This is a genomic window from Chryseobacterium soldanellicola (assembly GCF_900100115.1).
Taxonomy (GTDB): domain Bacteria; phylum Bacteroidota; class Bacteroidia; order Flavobacteriales; family Weeksellaceae; genus Chryseobacterium; species Chryseobacterium soldanellicola.
Genome location: NZ_FNKL01000002.1, coordinates 297737 through 323401, shown reverse-complemented (window position 1 = coordinate 323401; position 25665 = coordinate 297737). Strand labels below are relative to the sequence as shown.

Annotated in this window: 27 protein-coding genes; 3 read left to right on the top strand and 24 right to left on the bottom strand. The window is 33.2% G+C overall.

What is annotated here, in order from left to right:
• Window positions 1–4 precede the first annotated feature (4 nt).
• Window positions 5–235 carry an acyl carrier protein gene (locus BLT04_RS06270; RefSeq protein WP_089754817.1) on the top strand — a complete coding sequence of 77 codons (231 nt, stop codon included), beginning with the start codon at window positions 5–7 and terminating at the stop codon, window positions 233–235.
• Here BLT04_RS06270 and BLT04_RS06265 read toward each other — a convergent pair.
• The 4 genes from BLT04_RS06265 to BLT04_RS06250 form a co-directional block, all read right to left on the bottom strand.
• Window positions 232–861, bottom strand: coding sequence for a GNAT family N-acetyltransferase (locus BLT04_RS06265; RefSeq protein ID WP_089754815.1), 630 nt, complete (start codon window positions 859–861; stop codon window positions 232–234). The genes BLT04_RS06270 and BLT04_RS06265 overlap by 4 nt on opposite strands.
• Window positions 858–2300, bottom strand: coding sequence for an AMP-binding protein (locus tag BLT04_RS06260; protein ID WP_089754813.1), 1443 nt, complete (start codon window positions 2298–2300; stop codon window positions 858–860). The genes BLT04_RS06265 and BLT04_RS06260 overlap by 4 nt, the downstream gene beginning before the upstream one ends.
• Before the next feature lie 65 nt (window positions 2301–2365).
• Window positions 2366–3523, bottom strand: coding sequence for a glycosyltransferase (locus BLT04_RS06255; RefSeq protein WP_089754811.1), 1158 nt, complete (start codon window positions 3521–3523; stop codon window positions 2366–2368).
• Window positions 3523–4362, bottom strand: a complete 840-nt coding sequence (locus BLT04_RS06250) for a glycosyltransferase family 2 protein (protein WP_089754808.1) — start codon at window positions 4360–4362, stop codon at window positions 3523–3525. The genes BLT04_RS06255 and BLT04_RS06250 overlap by 1 nt, the downstream gene beginning before the upstream one ends.
• Before the next feature lie 89 nt (window positions 4363–4451).
• Between BLT04_RS06250 and BLT04_RS06245 the strand changes: the two genes are divergently transcribed.
• Both BLT04_RS06245 and BLT04_RS06240 read left to right on the top strand, forming a co-directional pair.
• The gene (locus BLT04_RS06245) at window positions 4452–5222 is read left to right on the top strand and encodes a class I SAM-dependent methyltransferase (RefSeq protein WP_089754806.1); all 771 of its coding nucleotides are present in this window, start codon (window positions 4452–4454) and stop codon (window positions 5220–5222) included.
• Between the two features lie 29 nt (window positions 5223–5251).
• Window positions 5252–6280, top strand: a complete 1029-nt coding sequence (locus tag BLT04_RS06240; protein ID WP_170828438.1) for an acyltransferase family protein — start codon at window positions 5252–5254, stop codon at window positions 6278–6280.
• A 42-nt stretch (window positions 6281–6322) separates the two neighbouring features.
• On the opposite strand, the gene BLT04_RS06235 is transcribed toward BLT04_RS06240, so the two are convergent.
• Genes BLT04_RS06235 through BLT04_RS06140 form a run of 20 tightly spaced genes read right to left on the bottom strand, consistent with a single transcriptional unit; the run spans window position 6323 to window position 25662 of the window.
• Window positions 6323–7648, bottom strand: a complete 1326-nt coding sequence (locus tag BLT04_RS06235; protein ID WP_089754802.1) for a hypothetical protein — start codon at window positions 7646–7648, stop codon at window positions 6323–6325.
• Window positions 7620–8591 (bottom strand): glycosyltransferase family 2 protein, encoded by a 972-nt coding sequence (locus BLT04_RS06230; RefSeq protein WP_089754800.1) that lies wholly within the window; start codon window positions 8589–8591, stop codon window positions 7620–7622. The genes BLT04_RS06235 and BLT04_RS06230 overlap by 29 nt, the downstream gene beginning before the upstream one ends.
• 23 nt (window positions 8592–8614) lie before the next feature.
• Window positions 8615–9562 (bottom strand): glycosyltransferase family 2 protein, encoded by a 948-nt coding sequence (locus BLT04_RS06225; RefSeq protein WP_089754798.1) that lies wholly within the window; start codon window positions 9560–9562, stop codon window positions 8615–8617.
• Window positions 9563–9566: 4 nt separating this feature from the next.
• On the bottom strand, window positions 9567–10502 hold the full coding sequence (locus BLT04_RS06220; protein WP_089754797.1) for a glycosyltransferase family 2 protein: 936 nt from the start codon (window positions 10500–10502) through the stop codon (window positions 9567–9569).
• Window positions 10502–12298, bottom strand: a complete 1797-nt coding sequence (gene asnB, locus BLT04_RS06215) for an asparagine synthase (glutamine-hydrolyzing) (protein ID WP_089754795.1) — start codon at window positions 12296–12298, stop codon at window positions 10502–10504. The genes BLT04_RS06220 and asnB overlap by 1 nt, the downstream gene beginning before the upstream one ends.
• A gap of 5 nt (window positions 12299–12303) precedes the next feature.
• Window positions 12304–13902, bottom strand: a complete 1599-nt coding sequence (locus BLT04_RS06210; RefSeq protein ID WP_089754793.1) for a hypothetical protein — start codon at window positions 13900–13902, stop codon at window positions 12304–12306.
• A gap of 5 nt (window positions 13903–13907) precedes the next feature.
• Complete coding sequence (locus tag BLT04_RS06205) at window positions 13908–14693, bottom strand: class I SAM-dependent methyltransferase (RefSeq protein WP_089754791.1); 786 nt, start codon at window positions 14691–14693, stop codon at window positions 13908–13910.
• Window positions 14694–14740: 47 nt separating this feature from the next.
• Entirely contained in the window at window positions 14741–15667 is a 927-nt protein-coding gene (locus tag BLT04_RS06200) for a glycosyltransferase family 2 protein (RefSeq protein WP_089754789.1), read from the bottom strand.
• A gap of 38 nt (window positions 15668–15705) precedes the next feature.
• On the bottom strand, window positions 15706–16626 hold the full coding sequence (locus BLT04_RS06195; protein WP_089754787.1) for a glycosyltransferase family 2 protein: 921 nt from the start codon (window positions 16624–16626) through the stop codon (window positions 15706–15708).
• A gap of 18 nt (window positions 16627–16644) precedes the next feature.
• Entirely contained in the window at window positions 16645–17313 is a 669-nt protein-coding gene (locus tag BLT04_RS06190) for an NAD-dependent epimerase/dehydratase family protein (RefSeq protein ID WP_089754784.1), read from the bottom strand.
• 54 nt (window positions 17314–17367) lie between these two features.
• Window positions 17368–18237 (bottom strand): glycosyltransferase, encoded by an 870-nt coding sequence (locus BLT04_RS06185; protein ID WP_089754782.1) that lies wholly within the window; start codon window positions 18235–18237, stop codon window positions 17368–17370.
• A 1-nt stretch (window position 18238) separates the two neighbouring features.
• Window positions 18239–19429 (bottom strand): glycosyltransferase family 4 protein, encoded by a 1191-nt coding sequence (locus BLT04_RS06180; RefSeq protein ID WP_089754780.1) that lies wholly within the window; start codon window positions 19427–19429, stop codon window positions 18239–18241.
• The gene (locus BLT04_RS06175) at window positions 19416–20006 is read right to left on the bottom strand and encodes an acyltransferase (RefSeq protein ID WP_089754777.1); all 591 of its coding nucleotides are present in this window, start codon (window positions 20004–20006) and stop codon (window positions 19416–19418) included. The genes BLT04_RS06180 and BLT04_RS06175 overlap by 14 nt, the downstream gene beginning before the upstream one ends.
• Complete coding sequence (locus BLT04_RS06170; protein ID WP_089754776.1) at window positions 20006–20902, bottom strand: glycosyltransferase family 2 protein; 897 nt, start codon at window positions 20900–20902, stop codon at window positions 20006–20008. The genes BLT04_RS06175 and BLT04_RS06170 overlap by 1 nt, the downstream gene beginning before the upstream one ends.
• Window positions 20902–22002 (bottom strand): DegT/DnrJ/EryC1/StrS family aminotransferase, encoded by a 1101-nt coding sequence (locus tag BLT04_RS06165; protein ID WP_089754774.1) that lies wholly within the window; start codon window positions 22000–22002, stop codon window positions 20902–20904. The genes BLT04_RS06170 and BLT04_RS06165 overlap by 1 nt, the downstream gene beginning before the upstream one ends.
• Window positions 21999–23057 (bottom strand): acyltransferase family protein, encoded by a 1059-nt coding sequence (locus BLT04_RS06160; RefSeq protein WP_089754772.1) that lies wholly within the window; start codon window positions 23055–23057, stop codon window positions 21999–22001. The genes BLT04_RS06165 and BLT04_RS06160 overlap by 4 nt, the downstream gene beginning before the upstream one ends.
• Window positions 23054–23602 (bottom strand): acyltransferase, encoded by a 549-nt coding sequence (locus BLT04_RS06155; protein WP_089754770.1) that lies wholly within the window; start codon window positions 23600–23602, stop codon window positions 23054–23056. The genes BLT04_RS06160 and BLT04_RS06155 overlap by 4 nt, the downstream gene beginning before the upstream one ends.
• Entirely contained in the window at window positions 23599–24015 is a 417-nt protein-coding gene (locus BLT04_RS06150) for a sugar 3,4-ketoisomerase (RefSeq protein WP_089754768.1), read from the bottom strand. The genes BLT04_RS06155 and BLT04_RS06150 overlap by 4 nt, the downstream gene beginning before the upstream one ends.
• Window positions 24005–24406, bottom strand: a complete 402-nt coding sequence (locus tag BLT04_RS06145) for a sugar 3,4-ketoisomerase (protein WP_089754766.1) — start codon at window positions 24404–24406, stop codon at window positions 24005–24007. Before BLT04_RS06145 ends, BLT04_RS06150 begins: the two co-directional genes overlap by 11 nt.
• Window positions 24403–25662: an ABC transporter ATP-binding protein gene (locus BLT04_RS06140; protein WP_089754765.1), complete on the bottom strand. Its 1260-nt coding sequence runs from the start codon at window positions 25660–25662 to the stop codon at window positions 24403–24405. The genes BLT04_RS06145 and BLT04_RS06140 overlap by 4 nt, the downstream gene beginning before the upstream one ends.
• Between the last annotated feature and the right edge of the window lie 3 nt (window positions 25663–25665).

The following is a 25665-nucleotide window of genomic DNA, read 5'->3' as shown; positions in this document are numbered from 1 at the left end:
TACAATGAACATCGAACAATTTTGCGATCTGCTTAAACAAGAATTAAACGAAACGGCGGCCATTACTCCGGAAACGAATTTTAAAGAGCTGGAAAGCTACGGTTCATTATCTGCTGTTTTGGTTATGCAATTGGTTGAAAATCAATTTGATGTTAAGCTGAATCCAAGAGGTTTCAGAAATATTCATACCATCAATGATTTAGCTGAAGCGATCGGCAAGGAAAAATTCAATTAATTTTCCAGATTTTTACACAACAGGGTTTTTTGAATGCAGGGATAAATCTTGTTTTCGGGCGTATCAATGTTGAACGTTTCCGTAGGCTCAAAATTAAATTTAGCATAGAATTTAAACAAAAAAGGGCTGCTTTCCAAAACGTCTAAATAAAGCTTATTATCGGTTTTTTTTGCTTCTGCTGCCAAATGATTTATAATTTCATCCGCAACCCCTTTTCCCCTGAATCTATCATCCACGAAAAGATATTCAAGAAATTTTTTATTTTCCTGAAAACTTCTGATATCCGGTAAAATTTTCGCATTTTTAATAAATGAATTGAGATGCTCTGTCTTCAGGTGAATAGGAAATAACTCTCCTTTATTCTGATAATAATTTGAATCTGTAAAAATAAGCGCGCACATTCCTGCGGGCTCATTATCGATCTCCGCGATGGTATAGGTGTTTAATGAAAATTCTGTATCAAAGTTTTCCTCATCCAGAAAAAATTGCTCCAGATAATTGTAAGTTGTCTGATTATCAGTTTCAAATATATTGCTGAACGTATTTGAATTTCCTGTATTCTCAATCGATAAAATCCCATTGATAAGAAAGGGAATGTCTGCCCGGGTTGCTTTTCTGATGATCATACAAGTAATTTTTTTAATTCGTTTCTGTCGATTTTGCCGGATGTGTTGGTCGGGAACTTATCAACTTTTATTATTTTTGACGGAATGCAGTATTCAGGTAAATTATTTTTTAAATGAGATAAAATTTCCTCTTCATTTGAGGTTAAATCATTGATGAAAAGCATCAAATTATCATTATCATTTTTATCTTTATGAATAACAGCCACACTTATTGCATTTTCTAATTTTTGATTGGTAAAATATTCAATTTCAGCTAATTCTACACGGAAACCATTGATTTTAGCCTGAAAATCTATTCTGTTGACATAAAAATAATCTCCGTCTTCATCTTTTAAACACCAATCTCCGGTTTTGTAGAACGTTTTTCCGTCTTTTTGAATAAATGCTTCCTTTGTTTTTTCTTTATTTTTCCAGTAAGATTGGGTTAAAAATTTTCCGGAAAGCAAAAGTTCGCCCTCGTTCGTATTCTCTTCAAGAAAACTCAGGTTGCTGTTTTCCATTGATTTTCCAATACTTATAATCCCTTTTTTTTCTTTAATCGGATTTTCAACCGTATAATTTGTACAGAAAATCGTATTTTCCGTTGGCCCGTACACGTTATGAATAGACGCCTTCGGAATAAAATCTCTCCAGCCCTCAATCTGCTTTACCAGCAACGCTTCGCCACAGAAAAGGTTTAAACGTAAGCTTTCGTTTTTCACCGAAGGATCCAGGTAAGGAATAATTAAATTCAAGATGCTTGGCACCATTAAAGCTACTGTAATCTCATCTGCCTCCAGTAAATCAAGGATTTGTAAGAATTTTGTTTCTTTTTTATGAAGGCCGACAACCTTTGCCCCGTTTAACCAGGGAATTAAATAACTCATCACAGAAAGGTCAAAAGTAAGCTCAAACATCTGTAAAACAGAATCTTCCGGAGTTAATTTTCCAAAAGTGGAATGAAAGGATTCTGAAAAATAATGCAGGTTAGAAAACTGAATAGGAACGCCTTTCGGATTTCCTGTACTTCCTGACGTGAAGAGAATGTAAGCATTATTCGTAAAGGCCGATTCTTTGGGCGGAAGTGCTTCAATATCAAAGTTTTTTTTGGTGTCGATGATATTTATAGTAAAGCTTTCTTTTATTTCAGCTGAAGTTAAAATTGTATCAATATCAGCCTGTTGGATTAAATTTAAATTTTTAGTTAAAGGAAAATCCGGATGAATGGGAACATAGGTTTTTCCTTCAAACCATATCGCCAAAATTGCGGCATACATATATACATCATCCGTAAGATAAATCCCTATATTCTGGGAGCTTACATTTTGTAGCTGATATCTTATATGATTTGAAATTTCTAAGATATTTTCATATGTATGGCTTTGATTTTCAATGCTGATGCAGGTATTTGCTTTATTCTGCAAAAATGATTGATATACATTTTCTATAAAAGAATTCATCTTTGGTATTTGTGTAAGATTAAAATTGGGTTTATCAAATGTATGAAAACCTTTAATAAAAGACTTTATTTCTGATGAACAGTTTCTATAATTTCTTCTACGGCATCAAAAATTTTCTTATTGTCAAATTGCTTTTCAATATCTTTCAAATTCTCCTGAATTTCCTGAACAAGCGTTTTATCGGTCAAAAATTCTTTCATTCCTTTGTACAGGCCTTCCTGAGAATATTCAGTTAAATATCCCGTTTTTTTATGTTCGATCATTTCCGGAATGCCTCCGACGTTTGTGGCCAGAATTGGTTTTTGAAGAATAAGAGTTTCGGCAATAATCAACGGCCAGCCTTCACTTTCTGACGGCATTATATAAAAATCTGCGTTTTTTACATAAGGATAAGGATTCATCTGAGTTCCAAGGAGTTTAAAAGAATTTTGAACACCTAATTCCTGAATTCTTTTTGAAAGCACCTCAAAATCATCACCGTCTCCGATCACGATAATCTGATGAGTAAATCCATCATCCAAAAGCGTTTTATGCGTTTCTAAAAGCGTTTTATAGCCTTTTCTGAAATGTAGTCTTCCAACGGAAACAAAAGTCGGAATATCCCCGAAATCTGTAGGAAATGCCTTTGCTTTAATTTTTAAATCGTCAATAGGAATTGCATTTAACACCACTTTTCCCGGAGGAAATTTAACATCCGGATATTTTTGATCCAGAACATCTTTGGATTGCTGTGAACCGTAAATAATATAGTCAAATTGCTTCATGCTGTTGAAAATATCTTCACGATAAGAGTCAAAACCGGGTAATGTAAGATCGGAATGAAGCCAGGCGATTTTTTTGGAATTTTTATTGCTTGAATTGAGTACGGTTTTGTAAACGGAATAGGTGGTGGCAATTTCTGTGTCGTAAGTATCATTAAGTAGTTTGTCGGCGATTGCTGGATTTTTTTCCGCATTTTTGAGCTTTAATTTTCTTCTCGCCAACTGTATTTTCTGAATGACAGGATTTTTTGAAAAATCTTCCTTTCCGTCGGTGAGATAGACTTTTCTGATATGATCCGGAAATTCATTTCTTAATTCACCCTGATTGATATTTAAACATATCGTCATGTCAAATTTATCCCTGTTGAGATTATTAAGCATACTTAAAACTACCTTTTCCACGCCTCCCATTTCCATAGAACGGTGTCTGAAAAGCACTTTTATCTTTTTTTTATCTGGCATTATCCAAAAAGTTTTTGTAATCTGAGTGTAATTTGTTTTTTAATCCTAAAAGGCATTTTATTTTGATATTCCAGCAGGTCAAAAATTTCCTGAGGATCGCAATAGCTTGGAGGGATGGGCCTTCCGTGGATTTCTTTTAAATTTCTGCGCTGCATGGCTTCCCAGATTGCCTGTGCATAATAAGCATACGATTTTTGCTTGTTGTGATTCTGGGAAATCCCGCCAATGTGGGCTCTGTATAAATAATCGGTCTGATTGATAAATTCTACCTTGCCGACTTCATACATTTTATAATATAAGTCCTGATCTTCGGCAATTTTCAGCTCAGGGTTTATTTTGGAGGTTTTCATATAAACATCTCTTCGGAAAGAAACGAAAGGGGCAATCTGAATCGGAAAGTTAAAAAAATATTTTTGCCCGTTCGGTACTTGCATTGCAGATTTAAATTCTTTTAAAATATTCAGGTTTTCATCACATTTTGCGAGCCTGGAATAGGTAAGAACAACATCTTTTTTCTTTTCTAAGACTTCAACAGCGCTTTTTAAGGCTTTAGGCTTTATGACATCATCAGGATCAAGATAGCCGCAAATATCACCTGTAGACCTTTCTATAAGCTCGGATTTGGTAACTCCTACGCCATAATTGGCATCGTTTTCATATAATTTGAATCTTGGGTCTGTTCCTATTATTTTGTTAATAATTTCAACAGAGTCATCGGTAGAACGGTCGTCGATGATTACGACTTCCCAGTCTTTATATTCCTGAGAAATAATGGAGTCATAGCAGTCTTTAAAGAACTTTCCATTATTGTAATTGGCAATAAGAATTGAAAATTTCATGCAGTTTGTGTTAATAAATTTTTACAAATATAATTATATCTGAAAAAGTTAGAGAAAAATCTTTATTTTTGTGTCCTAAATTTAACACAGTGAGTGAAATAGTAAGAGTTCTCAAAACATTTGTCGCATATCTTAAAAGACCGGATCTTTACCCTGAATTGGGAAGAAAAATTATTAAAAATACGGTCAATAGAGGCAATGCCTTTAAAGGAAAGGAAAAGACAAATTCTTGGGCGGCATCAAAAGCGGTTTCCCAGCAAGAAGCGGTTTCCCGGCTTTTTGGAATTGATATCGCACCTTTTAGAAGTCAGTATCAGGAAATTTTAAAAAATTCTGAGCAAAAAGAAAAAGAATGTCCTATTAAAATGGGCGGCCCCGGAGCTCTTGAATTGATCTATTATGCTTGCGAATTCACAAATGCACAGCATGTTATCGAAACAGGTGTGGCGTATGGATGGTCTTCTCTGGCAGCTTTGCTTTCTTTGGAAAAAAGAAACGGAACCCTGTACAGTTCAGACATGCCTTATCTGGCGCAGGACGGCGATCAGTATGTAGGATATGTAGTGCCTGAAAATCTTAAAAAATTCTGGAAATTATTCCGTTTTGCAGATAAAGAATCGTTGCCTAAAATCTTTGCCGAAAATTCTACATTTGATGTCCTTCATTACGACTCAGATAAAAGCTACAATGGCAGAATGTGGGCGTATGAGGAAGTGTATAAGCGAATGAAAAAAGGCGGGGTTTTCATAAGTGACGATATCGGTGACAATTCTGCCTATCAGGATTTCTGTGAAAAAAATAATATTGAAACTACCGTTGTAGAATACGAAGGTAAATACATCGGTGTTTTCGTAAAATAATAATTTTGTAAATGTAATGTTGAATTTTAGTGAAAATTAGTCAGATTACATTTACAAGATTTATTGCGGCTATTGCCATTGTAATTTCTCATTTTAATAAAGATTTATTTTTATATCAAACTAAATATATCTCTGATATTTTCCTGCGGGCTAATGTCGGGGTAAGCTACTTTTTTATACTTTCCGGGTTTATTATGATTGTTGCGTATCATAAAAAGGATAAAATTGATTATTTAGATTATTATAAAAACAGATTTGCCAGGATCTACCCGTTGTATATCATTGGCTTGCTGCTGTATCTTACGACAAGATTTGCCAATTTTAGTTTTTATAAATTATTTTTATACCTTTTTGGTTTCCAGAGCTGGATTCCGGGTGAAGCAATGGTCCTGAATTTTCCCGGATGGTCTATTTCCGTGGAGTTTCTTTTTTACTTGGTTTTTCCGTTTTTGTATAATTATTTTTATTCAAAACAGAACAAAAGCATTTGGGTCATTGGAATTATTATTTGGATTATCACACAGATTTTCTCCAATGTATACATCAATTCGACGTCTTATGAAGGGCCACATACGCAAAGTCATGAGTTTATAGCGTATTTTCCGCTTTTGCATATCAATGAATTTTTAGTAGGAAATCTTGCCGGACTTTATTTTATTAAAAATTTCAGGCAAAAAAATTACGATATACCCATATTTTTAATTTTTATATCGATTTTATTATCACTAATATGCATTCCGGTTTTCTTTCATAATGGCTTGATGGCGTTGCTTTTTATTCCGTTAATTGTTTTGATTTCGTACAATAATGGATGGCTGACAAAAATATTTTCAATAAAGCCTTTGGAATATCTTGGAGAAATAAGCTATGCCATTTATATCATGCATATTCCGATACTTTATATTTTAAGATCGGTTTTATGGAATAATTTTCAGATGAAAGACAGCGATGTAATATTTGGGATTTATCTGATCATTTTGATTATCTTCTCAGGACTGTTCTACGAGTTTATAGAAAAACCTTTGAGAGATTATTTAAAAAAGATTAAATTAAGATAAATTATCAGAGTCAAAAACGGTTTAAAAAACAGTGGAGGCTTTTTATTCAATTATATCAGATGCTTTTATATGGTATTTTGAAACTTTTGGATTCGGTTTTTTTTCCCCCTCATAAATTTTATACCCTTTGTCGATTAAAATTGTTTTAAAAAATAAGATTTGAGCATGACTTTTTATTGTATTGTCGTTTAAATCTTCGTATAAGATTTCTATCGTTTTATCATGAGAATTAGAAATAAGAACTTCATATTTTTTGATATGATAAAATATCGATTTAGAATATTCAACAACAGTAAAAATGTTAATATATAAAGCTATAATTAAGAATATTTTACAGTAGTTGACTGCGTTTTTTGAAATGTTCAGAGATAAAAAAAATAATAGATATAAGTATACATTACTTTTAATGCGGATGTTGTCATCTATTTTTGTGGTATAAAAACTATAGACAAGACTAGCTGTAATTCCTAAGAGTGAAAAAAGCAAATAATAATTAAAATAATTTAGTTTTTTCCTTTTTTTCCAAACAATTACAAAGCTAATAATCAGAATTGAGGCGCTGATCCAAACATTCAAAAATGAGATTCTGCTAATAATACCTTTGCTTATAAAAATATTCAAGAAGCTAAAATGTTTAAATGTAGAAAGTGCTAACTTTGAGGTGAATTCTATACCAGATCCAGATGCGTTAATTAGCTTCAGATGTTTTCTCTGCCCTAAAATAAATCCACAGTAGCAATAGTTGATAATTAAATAGGAGAAAACTCCAATAGATGAAATGGTGAAAACTGTAAAAAAGGATTTTAAAGAATATTTTTTTTTATAAGTTATAAACCCTAGGAACAAAATGGCTGTGAAGAATATAAACAGTCCTGAAAACCTCACTGAAATCAGAAAGAAAAATAATGCTCCTAATGAAAATGTATACTTTGTACTAAAACCTTTTTCAATGATTTTGTAGATGACATAAATAATCAGATAATTGAATAAATAAAAGAGGGGTTCCGAAAGTGAAAGAAAATAGAAATTGACAAAAGGATAAAAAGAAAAAATTAAAATAGTCTGAGGGAAGAAGAACTTTTTTTTATATGAAAAAAAAATGACCGTTAAGTAAGAAAGAATATTTATGAGCTTAGATGCAATAAAATAGTTTGAGGTTATTAAACTGAAAATTTTTATGTAAAATGAATATCCTAACGGAAAATTTACTTTATAATTCCAAAAATCTTGAGCTTGAAGGAAGTATTGTATACTATCAGGACGAATTTGTCCTGAAGAAAATAAAATATTAATGCTGAAGAATATGATTACTCCGGCAATGACAAAAGAATCTAAAATGTTATTCTTTTTTTCGAATAGTAAAATCATCTAAAAAAATATTTTTTCTAAAATTAATATTATACACCCCAGAACGAATACTCGGATAGTCCGTGATCGCATATTTCATAAGCATTCCCCATTTTTTAGCAATTGGAGCCAGAGCAATCTCAAAACTGCGGTGCATTCTTCTGATATGAATTTTCACATCTTTCGGAAGGTTGTTTTCATTTTCCGCCCAAGCATTAATCTCTCTCCAAAGCAAAACTTTTGTAGAAGCAGGGTTTATTTTTTTTGTATCGACTTTTGTAATCCGGTTATCTTCGTGTACACCTCTTACCGCAACTGCTTTGTCCAAAATTCCGGGATAAAGATCTAGATAATAGGAAAGGCGGAACAAAAATTCTGTGTCCTGATGAAGTCTTAAATGTGTTTTAAAAAAAGGATTCAACTTTTTAACCAAAACATCTCTTCGGACCGTTAAAGTATCAATGCTGAAAAGCCCAAAGCTACCTCTCATATTGATCTGACCGGGAAAAACATCTTTTGGATCATGTCTTTTATGAACTGTGGTTAAACGGTCTCCAAAAACCCTGTAATATTGTTCTTTTGCCTTCTCCGAATAATAATGTACGCCCAAAGCTCCGTAAACGCCTTCAACTTTCGGATCTTTAAAAAGCTCTTTTTCGGCATCAAAACGATTGGGAAGATAATAATCGTCGGCGTCCAAAAATGCAATAAAATCTCCGGTTGCGTTTTCTAGTCCTAAATTTCTGGTAGGGCCGGCCCCGTGATTCCCTTTATCCGGATGTTGAAAAAGCTTTACTCTGTCATGTTTTTGAGCTAATTCCTGACAAACCTGCAACGCATTATCCGGTGATTTGTCCTCAATTAAAATGACTTCAAAAACTTCCTCAAACTGCAAAGCCGATTCTACAGCTTGAGAAACATATTTTTCCGCGTTATACACAGGAACGATTACAGATATTTTCATAGGAGTTGGGAAGGGGTATTATTTTAAATAAGTATGAATGTTTTTCGGAAATTTATATTATAAAGTCCGGATCTGATACTTTGAAAATCGGTGAATAAATATTTTATAATCATTCTCCATTTTTTTAATGAAGGGGCTTTTGCAATTTCAAAGCTTCGATGCATTCTTTTGATATGAATTCTAACGTTTTTAGGCATCGTTTCTTCATTTTCAGCCCATTGATTCACTTCATTCCAAAATAAAGATTTAGAAATGGCAGGTTGAATCTGGTTTTTTTCTATTTTTGTAATCCGGTTATCTCCATGTATTCCTCTCATTGCCACGGGCTTATCAATAATTCCCGGATAAAGATCCGTATAATAGGCCAGGCGGAGCAAAAACTCGGTGTCTTCATGGAGCTTGAGGTGTGGTTTAAACAGAATTTTCATTTTATGGACCAGAGAATCCCGTCGTACCGTTAATGCATCAATGCTGAAATGCCCAAAGCTTCCCAACATATAAATGAGCCCCGGAAAAACATCTTTTGGGCCATGTTTTCTATAAACCGTCGTAAGATCAGATTTAAATATTTTATAATAATTTTCCTTTGCGCTTTCAGAGTAATGGTGAACACCGATTGCACCATAAACACCTTCTATTTTTTGATTTTGAAACATTTTTTTTTCTGCGTCAAAACGATTCGGAAGATAATAATCATCAGCATCCAAAAAAGCAATAAAATCTCCTGTAGCCTTTTCTATTCCTAAGTTTCGGCTGGATCCGGCACCATGATTTTCTTGATCCGGATGCTGAAATAATTTTACTCTATTGTATTTTTCGGTTAATTCCTTACAGATCTGCAATGCATTATCGGGTGATTTATCTTCAATTAAAATCACTTCATGCACCTCTTCAAACTGAAGGGCAGATTCTACGGCGTGGGCGACAAATTTCTCCGCATTATAAACGGGAACAATTACGGAAATTTTCATCTTTTTATCTATAATAATTAAAACGATATTTTGTTTTCAGGATATCAGGGTTTTTAAGACCCTCTACAATAATATTCAAATATTTTATCAATCCTTTTTTCTGAGACAGGTCGAAGGATTTGTAGCTTAAATATACCCTTTTTTTATATTCCTCAGGAATATTTTGAGAGCTTGCCCAATCGTACAGAGATTTCCAGTAAATATACTGTCTTTGATTATATTGTGGCGAATACTGTACAATTTTTGTGATCCTGTTATCATCATGAATTCCTCTTATTGCAACCGGCTGATCGATAATTCCTGATTTTAAATAACAATGATAGGCCAGCTTAATATTAAAATCTGAATCCTGATGCACACGCAGATTTACATTAAATCGTAAATTATGCTTATCAATCGCAGATTTTCTTACAGTCAGGGCATTCAGGTGAAAAAAGGTGCCGAAAGTTTTAGGGGTTAAACTTAGCAGTCCTCTAAAAACTTCTTCTCCTTCTGCAGGATAATTTACGGTGGTAAGCGGTGAATCCTTAAACTTGGTCAGATATTCCTGTTTTCCCTTTTCCGTTAAATATTCTACTCCGATTGCGCTGAAAACACCATCGATTTTAGGATCTTCAAAAATTTCTTTTTCAGCATTAAATCTGTTTGGAAGATAATAATCATCAGCATCTAAAAATGTAATGAAACTTCCTGTTGCCTTTTCAATGCCTAAGTTTCTTGTGGCTCCGGCGCCATGGTTTTCTTGATCCGGATGCTGGAATAATTTTATTTTGGAATTTCCATCTGCCAGTTTTTTGCAAATTTCCAATGAGTTGTCGGTAGATTTATCTTCAACTAAAATAATCTCCTTAACTTCCTCAAAATGAACGGCAGACTGTACCGCTTTTTCTAAAAACCGGCCTGCATTATATACGGGAATGATTACGGAAATATCAAGCATTATAAAACATTTTGGTTATTATGAGCCCAAAGAGCCAATTGCAGAAGATTCCAGTGTTTATGATCTTTTTTAAGATACTTTTGGGTGGCATCAAAATCAATATAATTAAAAACTTTTTGATTTCTATCTTTAAGAAGATCATTGGAAAGATTGACTAAATTATCTTCCTCAAACCAGCTTTTTACGCTCATTCCAAAGCCTTGCTTGTGACGTTTTCTTATGGTTTCCGTCCAATAAGACCCCATTGCTTCACGAAGAATGATCTTGTCGTTGTCATTGCTTAATTTTAGCTGTTCCGGCAATTGAATGCAAAATTCGGCAAAATCTATATCCAGAAAAGGAGTTCTTACTTCCAGTGAATTGGCCATGGCCATTCTGTCGGATTTCACCATCATATTTCCCGGAACGTATCCCTCCAGGTCAACTCTCATGATATCGTTCAAAGAATCCGGGTTTGGGCTAAAGCTGTAAGGCTGCTTATAATTTGATGTAATTCCTAAGGAAGCCTGTTCGTTTTTATTAAATGAATTTCTTACAAAATTTTGATGGAAATCAAGAATATTTCCGTGCGCCAGATTTTTTTGTGAAATGAAAGAAATTGGCCTTAGTTTCTGATACAGCTGTAAGCCAAACTTTGCGATAATATTTTTATAGGTAAAATGATTTTTTAATTGATTTTCAACCCTGTAGAAATTATATCCCCCAAATAATTCATCACCAACATCTCCTGAAAGTACCACTGTAAGGTCTTTTTTTGCATTTCTACAAATTTCAAAATGCGGAATAAAAGAAATATCCGCAAAAGGCTCATCAAAATAAGGGGAGATTTTTAAAAGCGAGGTCGCAAGATCCTGTTTTTTTTCATGAACCTCAATGTGATTGGTATGATATTTTTCTGCGATTTCTTTGGCATATTTAAGTTCGCTGTCTTCATGGTCATACCCGAAACTTATGGTGGTCTGCCGGGGTAAAAACTCTGCAACCAAAGCTACGATCGAAGATGAATCTAAACCGCCGCTTAAAAAGCTTCCGACTTCAACATCCGCAATAAGCTGCTTTTTAACGGCATTTTTTAGCAGGTAAATAAATTCGTCTTTTGCATCAGATAAGCTTAAGGTTCTGTTCTTTGCGGGAATGCTGTAATAACGGGAAACGGTAATTTTGCCATCCTTCCAGATCAATTGATGAGCGGGAGGAAGCGTGTGGATATTATGGTAAATACTTTGGTAAGTGCTCACGTATCCATGTTGCAGATAATGGGAGAGCGCATCATTATTAACTTCCGGCTTTATCAGCCCCGATGCTAAAATTGCTTTGATCTCAGAGGCAAAAATGAACTCATTATTTTTTCCGATCGCATAGAAAAAAGGTTTTTCGCCAAAACGGTCTCTTGCGCAAAATAATTCCTGTTTTCCGTTGTCCCAAATAGCAAAGGCAAACATTCCCGGAAGATCATGAATGAGATTTTCCTGTTTTCTCTGGTACATTGCCAAAATCACTTCCGTGTCGGAGCTTCCGTGATAGGGATATTCGGGATATTGGGCTTTTAGGGTTTGATAGCCGTAAATTTCGCCATTCAACACAATACATTCATTTTTTGTGCTGGAAAGCATTGGCTGTTTTCCATTTTCGGACAGATCGATAATGGAAAGTCTTCGATGCCCTAACGCTGCATTTTCATAGAATTCCAGATCTGACGAATCAGGGCCGCGATGAACCATGGCATCTGTCATTTTCTGGAGCTCATCTTGATAATTTCTTGCGTTGTTAGCTATAATTCCGGCTATTCCACACATTTGTTTTACTTTTTTTGATAGTTTGAGGGAAGATATAATGTAAACCTGCCTGTTTTTACTGTTTTGTAGTTTTCAGGATGGCTCACGAATTTCAAAGGTACAATTTCTTTAGGATAGAAAGGATAATCATCACTTTCAATGTAAATAAAATCATCCGGAGTTTTATTAACTTTTTTAATAATAAAGCTGATATAATCTTTTAATGTAAAATAATAATAAATCGGCGGAGATGCATTTAAAATATACAAATATCCCATTAAATGATTGCTCGAATAGATAACATTCGGCTGGTTTTGCAGGTACGGGCGAAGATCTTCGATGTCTTTTTTTCTTCTTTTATCTAAATATAAATCGTAGCCGTTGATTTTTACTTTTTCGGTCTGCTCGGTAAAAATAAAATCCTTCCAGCCTTTATCATGAAGAATATTCGGAAAAGATATAATTATTGATGTTATGGCGGCCAGATAGGCGAGGTTCCATATGCTATTTTTATACAGTTTAGTAATACAGATGAAAATTAATAAAAAATAATAGAAAATATAAGCATTCAGGCGAAGATGAAACCATGTCTGAGAACCAAAAGCCAGGCAATAAGGGATAATGAGAAGTAATAAAATCAGGTATTTACTTTCTTTAGGCTGATCTTTAGCGAACCAAAATCTCACCGCAAGCAAATGCGTGAAAACAATGAAGGCAAAGATATAATATTGACTCGAAAATATAAATAAGCCTAAAGTAATGATGCCTATAACAGCGATTATTCTATCTAAAACAGCAACAGATTTTTCCGAAAATTTTGATTTCCACATAAAGAAAACTGTAATTGCGGAAGGTAAAATGGCATTTAAAAAAAGGTAAACACACCAAAGTACCATAAAAGTTTTGGAATGTTGTTTTTTATGAAAACTTAAATATTCTTTTAAAAATTTAAACTGATAAATAAAATTATCTAAAGTGTCAAGAAAGGTAAAATATATTATCACTCCAACCATATAGCCGGTAAAAAAATAGACCAGATTGATCTTCCAATGCTTCAAATTACTTACCATAAAGAAGGTAAGAATCGGAATAATAACTATGCTGTGTGAGTTTCCGTTAAATAAGACAAAAGACAAGACGAATCCGGATAATGTGTTGAATATTTGTTTTTTAGATAATAAGAAAAATAATAATAAGGATACGCCAATATTTATCAGAATGGTATTTCCGATGTATTGCTGGATGATTAAGTTATTGATCTGCCAGCTGTTGAACCCAATAAAAACCCCTAAAAAGCTTAGGAAAAATATATTTTTTTTAAAATTAACGTATTTAAAAACAGTAAAGCAAAGTAAAAAATTACTTAAAACTAATGCTGTAATTGAAATAATTCTAAAATGATAAATATTTGGTGTATAAAGAAATTTAAATATTCTGAAAAAATTAGTTCTGTCAAAACTCAGGCTTTCTCCTTTATTTCTGTAATATGACAAATAATAAGCTTCATCATTGAATATGAAGCCTTTATCCAGATTGCTATAGGTAAGATATGCCAAAAATACAGCACCTGTCAGGAATAGCAAGCATGATAATGTATGTGTCGGATTCTGAAGTATTTTCTTCATGTGCGTTACTTTTCACATTCAAAAATAAATGCAGATGCAATATTCTTACTCAAAGGATGGTACTGTAAGATAACATCTAAAAATTTTATAGGGAATGTAAGACACATAACAATAATCAGTAAAATATTATGCAGCGGTCTTATTCCGAAGGAAAAAAGCATGACAAACCATTCCTGCAGCGGCCAAAGCATTCCTCCGGTCGGGCTGATCGAATGTATTTTTAAGTTATTAAAATCCTGAAACTGTACCTTTATTCCTTCATAAGTATATCTTTGAAAATCATAGGGCGAGGCATGAAAAGCCTGCATAAAAGGAATTTCGCATAATAGTTTTCCGCCAGGTTTCAAAACCCTGCGGATTTCTGCAATAACGGCCTGCGGATTCGGAACGTGCTCCAGCACAGCTATATTGATAATCTGATCGACGGAATTATCCTTAAAAGGAAGCTTCGTAATATCACATACTACATTTACCGGGCTGTAAGGAATAAGGTCTACATTAATGATATCATCTCTAAGATCGGTATATCCGCTTCCGAGGTTTACCACAATTTTATCGGTGTTTTTTGTCTGCTTTAAAACTCTTTTCAGGAAAAAATATCTTGAGGGATACAATGGCGCAATGATATAAATAAGTAATTCATAAAGCCAGACATATTTTTTAAAGAAAGTTTTTATTTTATCAAGGGAATCAGAAACAATTTCTTCGTTAAATTCAAGAAAGACGAATTTTCCGTCCTTGTATTCATACTTAAAATTTGGGTCCAGAATAGATTGTATTTTTTCTTTCATTTTGTTTTATATAAAATTAATAGTTAAATATTTGAATTTTGCATTTTTTATGCATTAATTGTTTTTTCAATAATTGTATGGGGCCTGTTTCTTACCTCATTATAAATTCTGTAAATATATTCCCCGATAATTCCCAGGCTTATCAGTAAAATAGAGTTGAAAAATAAAAGCATGATAATGATTGTAGTATAACCTGCAACCTCGATTTCGTTACTGAAATACCTGTACATGGTAAAAAGCGCGAACAGTATCGAAATTAATAAGCCCATATTTCCCAACAATGTAATAATTTGAAGTGGGAGCGATGAAAAGGAAAATATTCCGTCTTTTGCGATTTTAATGAGTTTTTTTATTGAATATCCGGATTCACCTTCAATTCTTCCGCTTCTTTCGTATTCAAGGCCAATTTGTTTAAAACCAACCCAGGCTCTTATTCCGCGCAGGTAAGGATTTTGCTCATTCAGCATCAGCATTTTATCCTTTACATTTTTTGTCATAACACAGAAATCTCCGGAATCCAATGGTATTTTTGTTTCACTTATCGTATCCAAAAGCCTGTAAAACCCTGTGTAAGCCATCTTTTTCAGATGTCCTTCCTTTCTTTTTTTTCTTATCCCGTACGCAACTTCATATCCATTGTCCAGCTGCTCAAAAAATCTCGGTAACAACGATGGCGGATCCTGTAAATCGTCATCTATAATGGCGATATAATCACCTGTGGCGTAGCTTAAACCCGTTTTTACAGCTATCTGGTGGCCAAAATTCCTGGAAAGCTTTATTGCTTTGATATAAGGATAAAGGGGAGTAAGCTTTTCTATAGCGTCAAAACTTTTGTCGGGGCTTCCGTCTTCCACTAAAATTAATTCAAGATCCCAATTGGATTTGATTCGCTGGTCGTCAACTGCTTTCACTGTTTTGTGTAAAAATTGTGATGAGTTGTAAACCGGAATAATGAGGGTAATTTTCTGATTCATAAGTGTTTTTTACGTCATCAAAAATAAACAAAAATTAATTAAATTTTTAAAAATGTAGCACCTTCTTTGCTGATTTTTAATCTTATTTCATTGAAAGTTTTTGAATTTGACAAAATATATCTATATTTTGCGAATAGTTGTTTAACGTTATTAAATTTCAATAAAATTGAGTTTTTGACTATACTTTGTAACAGGGCTTTTTTCTCTTGATTTAAAGCATTATTAATATTTGGATTAATAATATTCGTTTCAATTCTTAAATCTTTATATTTATTATAATCAACTTTAGTTAAAGACTGTTTTCCATCATGTACAACTTTGCTTTCCGGAATGAGAATAATTTTCTTTTTGTGAAAATGTACACGGTTGACATATTCGTTATCTTCACCATAATGAAAGAAAAAAGGATTGAAGCCTCCAACGGTTTTTATTGTTTCTTTCGGAAGCAGCCAATGGGCAGCGTTGATAAAATCAAGTTCGTAGTATGGCTTCAGGTTCTGGAAGTACAAATCCGAAATAAGCCTGGTTTCATGGCAGTTAAAAGCAATATATTTATCTAAAAATATGTCAAGTTTTTTTTCTGTACCGTCTACATGCACCGGGCTTATAATCCCGACCTCATTTTTATGAGGATGGGCATTGTATCCGTTAAGCAGCTTTTCCAAACTGTCGGGATAAATCCAGGCGTCCTGATTCATCAGATAAAAAAAATCGGCGCCTTCCTGAAATGCTTTTTCTATCCCGATATTATTTGCTTTTCCGAACCCTAAATTTTCCTCAGACTGGATAAAATGTACTTCCGGAAAATTGGTTTTGATATATTCCTGGCTGCCGTCTGTAGAACCGTTGTCTACAACAACACAGTGCACGGAAATTGAAGATTGTCTTAAGCTTGAAAAACATCTTTCCGCCCATTTCATGGCGTTGTAAGTAACAATTATAAAGAAAATCTTAGGCATTTTTTTTCAATTTATGTTTTAAATGTATTTTTCGGCAAGAATATTCAGATACTCATCAGAATTGATTTTTGAAAAAAAGCGGTTAAGATCTTCTTCAAAATCAACTTTATAAAAATCACCCTCATTTATTTCTTCATAAATAGCTTTTTTGTCTATTTTTTTCTGAATAACGGTGATAATTTCATTTAAATTATAATAATAAGGATAAGCAAGATTTGTAATGCAATTATCTAAATTTTTACAATTAATCTGAAGAAATTTTGCAATATCATCAATATCTATGAATAATCTTCGGGCTTTGGTATGAATTAAAAATTTGCTGTCGTTGGCAATCTGGTTTTTAAGATAATTAAAAAGAGTATTGGGATTTCCGCCATTTCCGACAATATTTCCGATTCTCAGGATGAGGTAATTTTTTACATTATTTTTAATATAATCTTCGATTTCCAGCTTGTGTAAAACATATTGGCTGTTTTGTTTTGACTGGTCATTTATGCTCAGTGTTGAAAAGTAGACTAATTTGGTTTCGGGATTACTCCCGATAGATTTTTTTAAAAGAGTAAATTCTCTTTCAAATTCTGATTTTCTGGTTTCCAGGGAATTAGAAACGCCGGAAGCGAAAAAAAGATTTTCATCCGAATCAATATTTTTTAATGAATTGGCAATAAGCCCTGTTCCTATAATCATATTTGGTTTTTATAATTATTTTATTTACAACTTAATTCTTGCGATGGAACTGTTCTAAATATCTGTTTTTGTATTTTTATTAAGGTTTTTAGAATATTTTATATAATTAAAATATTTCTTTACTATTGTAAAATGGTCTTTAAAATTAAGTTTTTTAGGATAAAACTTTAGTGTAAAAATGATAGTTTTGCGGTTAATGGGATAATACTTAAAATAATTATGCAAAAACCCAAGAAAGACTTTTTTTTCTGTTTGAGAATCAATGTTTTTCTGGAAATCTGTTCCGGTATTCTGTTTTACAACTATATTTGTATCCATCCATGTTTTATCCAGATTGCCTTTTGAGAAATGCTCAATAAGAATATCATCAACAACATAATTTTGAAATTTTTTTGAAACCCTCAGGCTGAACTCGAGATCATAACCATGAAAACCTTTTAACAAATCTTCATTAAATAAATAACCGGCAAATTTTTCTTTTTTAATGGCAATAAAAACACCGTCAACGGCGAAAACTTTATTTCTGTTATTCTTTGTGGTATGAATAAGAAATGAATCTTTGTTTTCTTTATTTCCCTGTATTATGTTTACGAAATTATACTTGTCTGAAACCGTCCAGCTTGATGGTGCGTACGGCACATAGGATGATCCTGCAACGCCGATAATTCCGGTATCGCTTTGATTAAGATGATTTAGAAGATTTTTTCCCCAGTTTTGAGTACGGAATAACAGGTCTTCATGAATAAAAAGAAGATTTTCGTATTTTGCCTTTTTCGCACCTTGGTTATAAGCCTTGCAAATTCCCATCAATCCGGGGTTATCGATTTTAATAATCTCATAAGCAACACCAATGCTGCCGGAAATGTTCTCTTCCAAGGCAGAGAAATATTGAGGCAGATAAGATGAAATTATTATTGAAATCATTTTATGCAAGTTCATCAATTAAGTTAAAAATATCTAAAGTCAATTTTTCATCAGAAAACTCTTCTTCAAGCCTTTGATGTATTTTTTTGCCATATGTCTCTCTTAAATTGCTGTCTTTCATTAGTTTTATTACTTCATCGGCCATCACGTCCAGATCCAGATAAGGAGCAAGAATCCCATGTCCGTTTTCTAAAAATTCTACAGCACCGCCACTTTTTTCGAAGGCAATAATTGGTTTTTTAAGTTTTGCTGCGGTAAGCATTACCAGAGGAAAAGGATCTTCCCGTGACATTAAAAGAAATATATCAAAAAGGTTGATATAGTCATTTGGAGTTTTATTATGATCAATAAAGAGGAGGTTGTTTTCGATACCTAATTTCTCGCTGTCTAGTTTCGCACATCGTACAGCAGGGCTTTTGGAAGTGCCCCCCAAATTAATAAATTTAAAGCTAAGATCAGTCTTCTGCCTGATTTTTTGTACAAGCAGCGGAACCATGTCTGTCCCTTTTCGCAATTCCTGTGAGCTTGCAATTCCGATAATAAGATCATCGCTTTTTATTCCTAATTCTCTTATTAGACTTTCTTTGTCTTTCTGAATGGTAAGCACGGAATCAACAAAAGAATGAACAACATTTATTTTCGAAACATCTGCACCATATTTTGCTACAAGATTGTCTCCGACTGCTTTTGAGCCGGCAATAATTTTTGTGACATTAGAAATATTCTGTAACACAAACTCCTTAGGATAAGTGCTCTCTATTCCGAAGCTCAGCTCATGAATAGCCACAATTGTCGGAATATTTTTTTTATAAAAAGGCAATGTCCATATTAAAGATTCCATTGTGTTGCCGTAAACAAGGTCATAGTTATTTAAAAGGAGCATTGTGGTAATTTTATCAATCTTATCCTGCTGAGTCTCTGCTTTCTTTTTAAATATAACAGATTCCACTCTTTTCAGGTTTCTTTTTAAGAAAGAAAAAGACTGCAAATGATAATGTGCAACAACAATATTGTTTGAAATTTTCGCAAAATCTTCATATAATTCTCCACCTCTGATTAATAAAACATCTATTGTATAGTTTTCTCTTTCCTTTTTCAGCCTTTTTAATAAGTTTAAAGCCAGAATGGGAGCGCCGGATAATGATGCTTCATGGGAAATGAATAATATTTTTTTCATTTTAGAGGGACTCATAAATTAAATTTTGGTTATTCTTTACAATTGTGTTGGCCGGAACGGATTTATGAATAATGCATCCTGCACCGATAATTGCATTGTCGCCGATGGTAATTCCTTTTAAAATCACAACATTGCTTCCTATCCAGCAGTTTTTGCCAATTTTTATAGGACTTTTTGTATATTTTTCCTTTTCAACATGAAAATTTGTTCCTTTATTGATAAGATGGTTATGGTCATATAATTTTACGCCTTCGCCAAAGATGGTATCATCACCGATTTCAATTTTTTCTAAGCAATTGATAGTGCAGTAATTATTAAAAAAAACGCCTTTACCGATTATAAGCTTGGCATTTGGGAACACCAGAACGTTACAATATTCTCTTAATAGAACATTTTCACCGATTGTCAGATGTCCCAAAAGATTATTTTCTCCTTTAAAAATGGTTGCATTTTTAGGATTGAAGCTGGGATGGATATTAATATTCTCCAGGGCCAGAAAACTCTGCCAAGAGTTGTTTTTCTTATTTCTTTCGTTGTTTTCAATTAAAGAAATAATTTTCTCTGAAATAGATTTTTTGAACTTTGTAAGCATTAGAAAAATTTATATTTTAAATAATATAATTTAACAGGTAAGCTGTATTTTAAACAAAAATCCAACCATCGTTCTTTTCCCTTATAGCCGGTATATTTTTCGGAAACTTTTTTAATTTCTTCTTTGCTGGCTGAGGTTGTATATATCTTTTTAACATCATTGTTTATTTTTTGCTTATTCTCGAGAGATGTGTCGTATTTTAATCTCAGTAGAATTTCTTCAACGAAAACTATCCTTTCTTTTAGTTTTGAAATATTTTCTTCGTGCTTTCTGTGATATGCTAGATTTTCAGGAACAAAATCAATAAAATAATTTTCATTGATTCTCAACCATCTGTCATAATCTTCAATAAGAATATTTTTGTCGTAAGGTCCTGTTTCTAGCAGGACTTTTCTATTCATTAAGGTAGCTAATGCAGGAATATAATTTGCTTTTTTTAAAGTGTTTCGAAAATGATCGGCATTCTGGTAAAAATCAAAATTATTCTGGTAATTAATTAGGGTTTTATCCTCCTTAATGATAAATGCGCTTGAAAATACCATTCCGAAGCTTTCATCCTTTTTTTCTATAGAAGTTACGCATTTTGAGAGAAATTCCGGGTGAAAGTAATCATCTGCAGCAATGATGTTTACATATTTCCCTTCGGTCATTTCTATACATTCGTTCAGAGTTGTTGCAAACCCTTTATTTACGGAATGAAAATTTGTTTTTGCACTTATTTGATTGTTTTTCAGCCAGTTTTTGGTAACATCTGCAGAGTTATCTTTGGATGCATCATCAGCCACGATAAGTTCCCAGCTTTTATAAGTTTGTTTTTTTATGCTGTCTAAGCATTCAGTAATAAATTCTGAATGATTATAAGAAACGACTATAATGCTTACCAAAGGATTTTCCATTAAAATTTATTTAATAGTTCAATCACTTTGGCTACCTCGTCATCTGCCATCACTGGAGAAATCGGCAGGCTTAAAACTTCTTCATGAATTTTTTCACTTATCGGAAAAGATAAATTATTCCACTCTTTGTATGCTTGCTGCTTGTGAGGAGGAATTGGGTAATGGATCAGCGTCTGAACGTCATTTTCAGTAAGGAAAGCCTGAAGTTCGTCTCTTTTTGCTGTTCTGATCAGGAAAATATGCCAAACATGCTCTGCCTCATTTTCTGGATTTTCCGGAAGAATAATTTCCGGATTTGTAATTTCTTTAATATAACGTTTTGCAATATTTCGTCTTACCTTATTTTCTTGGTCGATATATTTTAATTTAATATCTAAAACAGCAGCCTGAATTTCATCTAATCTGGAATTGAGCCCCTGATAAATATTTACATACTTTTGATTTGAGCCATAATTTGCCAAAGCTCTGATGGTTTTGGCAAGCTCATCATCATTTGTAGTAATTGCTCCCGCATCGCCTAATGCACCAAGGTTTTTTCCCGGGTAAAAACTAAAACCGGAGGCATCACCAAGATTTCCTGTTTTTTTACCATTCCATTCTGCACCAATTGCCTGTGCATTATCTTCGATGATTTTTAAATTATATTTTTCAGCTAATTGCTGTAATTCTTCAGAGAAAATAGTTCTTCCATAAAGATGTACAATTAAAATACCTTTCGTTTTCGAGGTAATTTTTTCTTCAATTTTTTTGATGTCAATATTATAATGAGCAATATCCGGCTCAACTAAAACGGGCACTAGACCATTATCAGAAATAGCTAAAATAGATGCGATATATGTATTTGAAGGAACCAGAATTTCATCTCCTTTTTCCATGAATCCCATTTCTATATAAGCCCGGAGGATAAGACGAAGTGCATCTAAACCGTTGGCCACACCAATGGCATGTTTTGCTCCGATATATTTAGAAAGATTGTTTTCAAACGTTTTAAGATCATTCCCCATCAGATACCAGCCTGAACGAAAAGTCTGCAAAAGCCTGCTCTCTATTTCTTCCTGATGTGTTAAATTAATTTTTTGTAAATCAAGGAACTTAATCATAGTAATAAATTTTTTATTTTTTTATTAAATGGTTTTTCTATTACCTCAAAAGCAAATATACTGGTAATAAGTGTAATGATAAACATGGCTGCTGCAAAGGGAATACCTTTCAGATGAATGCCCATTAAACCATTATATTTCATTAAATATGTTATAACTAAATAGTGAATCAGATAAAATCCAAAGCTTATTTCACCCAAATATACGAACCATTTCCAGGAAAGAAACTTTGAAATCAAGGTTGTTGATTTTTCTAAAATAAAGGAATTTGCAGCGCTTAAAATAATTAAACACATCGGCAGCCAATAGTAGATGGAAAATCGATAACTGATCGGAAGATCATCGTGGAATATAAAAAACACTACTAAGATAAAAATTCCTCCTGCCTCAAAAAGATTAAATATATTTTGATTTAATCTTGATCTCTTACTTTTTAAATAAAGTGCAACATCAAACAAAAGAATACCTAAAATAAAATCAAATATCCTTGTAAAAGGTGATATGTACAGCCAGCAATGTGCCTCATCTTCAGTTAAGATAAGGTTTAAAGCAATAATTAACGATACAAATCCTGCAACGAGTATTATTTTGAAAGCTTTTTTTAATTTATAAATAATGGCTATTAAGACCGGAAACAGAGCGTAAAAAAACATTTCATCAGAAATACTCCATGATGGTGCGTTATATGAGAAAAAGTAATTCTGATCCGGAATATAGCTTTGTAGTAAGAAAATATTGTATAATAAAATTTTGAAGCTGCTGTATAAAGCCGGGATTGAAGCCAGCATCGTTATAAAATATAGTGGATATATTCTTGCAAATCTTGCAATGTAAAATTTTTTGAATGTGATTTTTTTTGAAATAAATTTTTCACGGTAATTCAAAGCAAGGATAAAACCGCTTAAAATAAAAAAGAAACTTACTCCCAGAAATCCTTCCGAAAAGACAGCATTAAATATACCTTTATATCTTCCGTCATCTTTTAAATAAGATAAATGACTTAAAAAGACGCAAAAGGCAAAGAAGAATCTTAAAGAAGTTAATGGCTTAATCATTTTTTTGAAAATTCGTCATTCAGAAACTGATAAGAATCCCCATTTTTATCGGTCATTTCAAGGTTTAATATTTTTCCTTCCGGAGTAATATAGCCGGTATGTTTTGCAGGGTTCCCAAACCAAACAGTATTTGCAGGAATATCTTTTGTTATAACACTTCCAGCCCCTATAAGAGCATTTTCTCCTATTGTATTTCCGGCAATAACAGTGGTGTTGGCACCGATTGATGCGCCTTTTTTAACTAAAGTTTTGCTGAATTCTACTGGATATTGCTTTGAACGCGGAATAAGATCATTTGTAAAGGTTACATTCGGACCGATGAATACATTGTCTTCTAATGTAACTCCGTCCCAAACCTGAACGCCTGGTTTTATAGTTACATTATCGCCTATAACAACATCATTTTCGATAAAAACGTTACAGTTTATATTACAGTTTTTACCAATTTTTGCTTCTTTAAGAATAACACAAAATTGCCAGATTGTTGTATTTTCTCCGATCGTTTCACACTGAACATCTGCTAAATTATGAACTTTATATTTCATATTGAATTTTTTAAAAAAGCATCATAATCTCGAATATAATCTTCCTCGTTATAATGATGGGATGCTAAAACCAAACATATTGCCCCCGATGAAAAGTTAATCTCAGAGGCCCAGATTCCCGGGGGAATGTGCAGCCCAATATCCGGACGGTTAAGAAAAATTTGTCTCTTAAATGTTCCGTCGTCTAATGAAACTTCAAAGCTTCCGCTTGCTGCAATCAAAAATTGATGGCATTCTTTATGAGAATGTGCTCCGCGGCTTTCTCCACCGGCAATATCATATAGATAGAAAATTCTTTTTACATCAAAAGGAAATGCAGAATTGTTTTCAACAACCGTAAGATTTCCTTCATCAAAACTTATTTTACCTAAATCTATGGTGCTGCAGTCAAATACAGAGGGCTTATTTTTCATTTGTCAGTTTTTTAAATTCTTCAAAATCCCTGATATAATCTCCCTCGTTATAAGATTGGTCAGAAACAATAAGTGCTAATGAATTAGTAGAAAAATTTTCTAATTTTCTCCAATACATTTTCGGAATATACAAACCATAATATGATCTGTTTAGAGAAAAAGTTTTCTCCTCCTTTCCGTCATGAATAATAACATCAAAACTTCCTGAGAGAGCAATAATGAATTCCTGTTGCTCTTTAAAGGCATGGCTCCCTCTTTTTTCTCCTCCCGGTACATCGTAGATCCAATATGTCCTCTTAATTTCAAAAGGTAAATTTGAAGGATGCTGGAAAAAGGAAAGATTTCCTCTTTTATCGTAAATTTTCGGGAGTTCTATTATTTTTGGAATCATGGAGTTTGTACGTTATAATCAAAATTAGGTCTTATAATTCCCGGGTAGACATGTAGTTTACTTCCGACTTTTACATTTTCAACTTCAAAACCAACGAAACTATCAATAGCAAACAAAACTTCTGTCTGATTTTTGCCGAAGATTAATTTAAAATAGTAATTTCCGGCATTCAAAAGGCCTGCCGGTATATCAAAGCTGACAGTATAAATTCCTTGTTTTGAATCTTGGTTTTGAGTAACGAGTTTTCCGACATGGAAAATCGTAAGCTCTTCATAATTTCTTAACTCAAAAGTGGTGTCTAAGTTTATATTCGGGCAGTTATTTTGAAAAGTCAATTTTACATGCACCCCGGAATCTATATCAATAAGCCCTCCTCTTATCGGGGAAACAGAAAATTCTTTGATACGGATATTTTCATTTCCTATAGCTTTTTCAATATCTCCGTTGTCGGTATAATGAGTAGCGGCGGTATTGTTTTTCTGGTACTCAATGATTGTGTTCATCATATTTCCTTGATAATCAATAAGGCCTTGATTTAAGAGTATTCCTTTATTACAAAGTTCTTTCACTGCTGTCATATTATGACTTACAAAAAGGATAGTTCTTCCTTCTCCTTTTGTCACATCGCCCATTTTTCCTAAACATTTTTTCTGAAAATCTGCATCACCAACGGCTAAAACTTCGTCCACAATAAGAATTTCAGATTCTAAATGAGCAGCCACGGCAAAAGCCAAACGCACGTACATTCCTGATGAATATCTCTTTACGGGAGTATCAATATATCTTTCTACACCGGAAAAATCTACAATCTCATCAAATTTACTTTTGATTTCTTTTCTGGTCATTCCTAAAATTGCACCATTGAGATACACATTTTCGCGGCCTGTCATTTCTGGGTGAAAGCCGGTTCCTACCTCCAAAAGAGATGCAATTCTGCCGTGTGTGTATATTTTACCTGTTGTAGGTTTTGTTACTTTGCTCAAAAGCTTTAACAGGGTAGATTTTCCGGCGCCGTTTCTTCCGATAATTCCTACTGCATCACCTTGCTCAATTTCAAAATTGATATCGCGGAGAGACCACACATATTCTGAATCTCCTTTTTTCGTTCTGTCGTTTGTTTCACCGATCTTTAAATAAGGATCTTCTTTGCCTCTTATAGTATGCCAGAATCTATTAAGATCATGAGAAAGGGTTCCCGTACCTACTTGTCCTAAGCGGTATTGCTTTGATATGTTTTCTGCTTTTAAAGCCAGCATGTT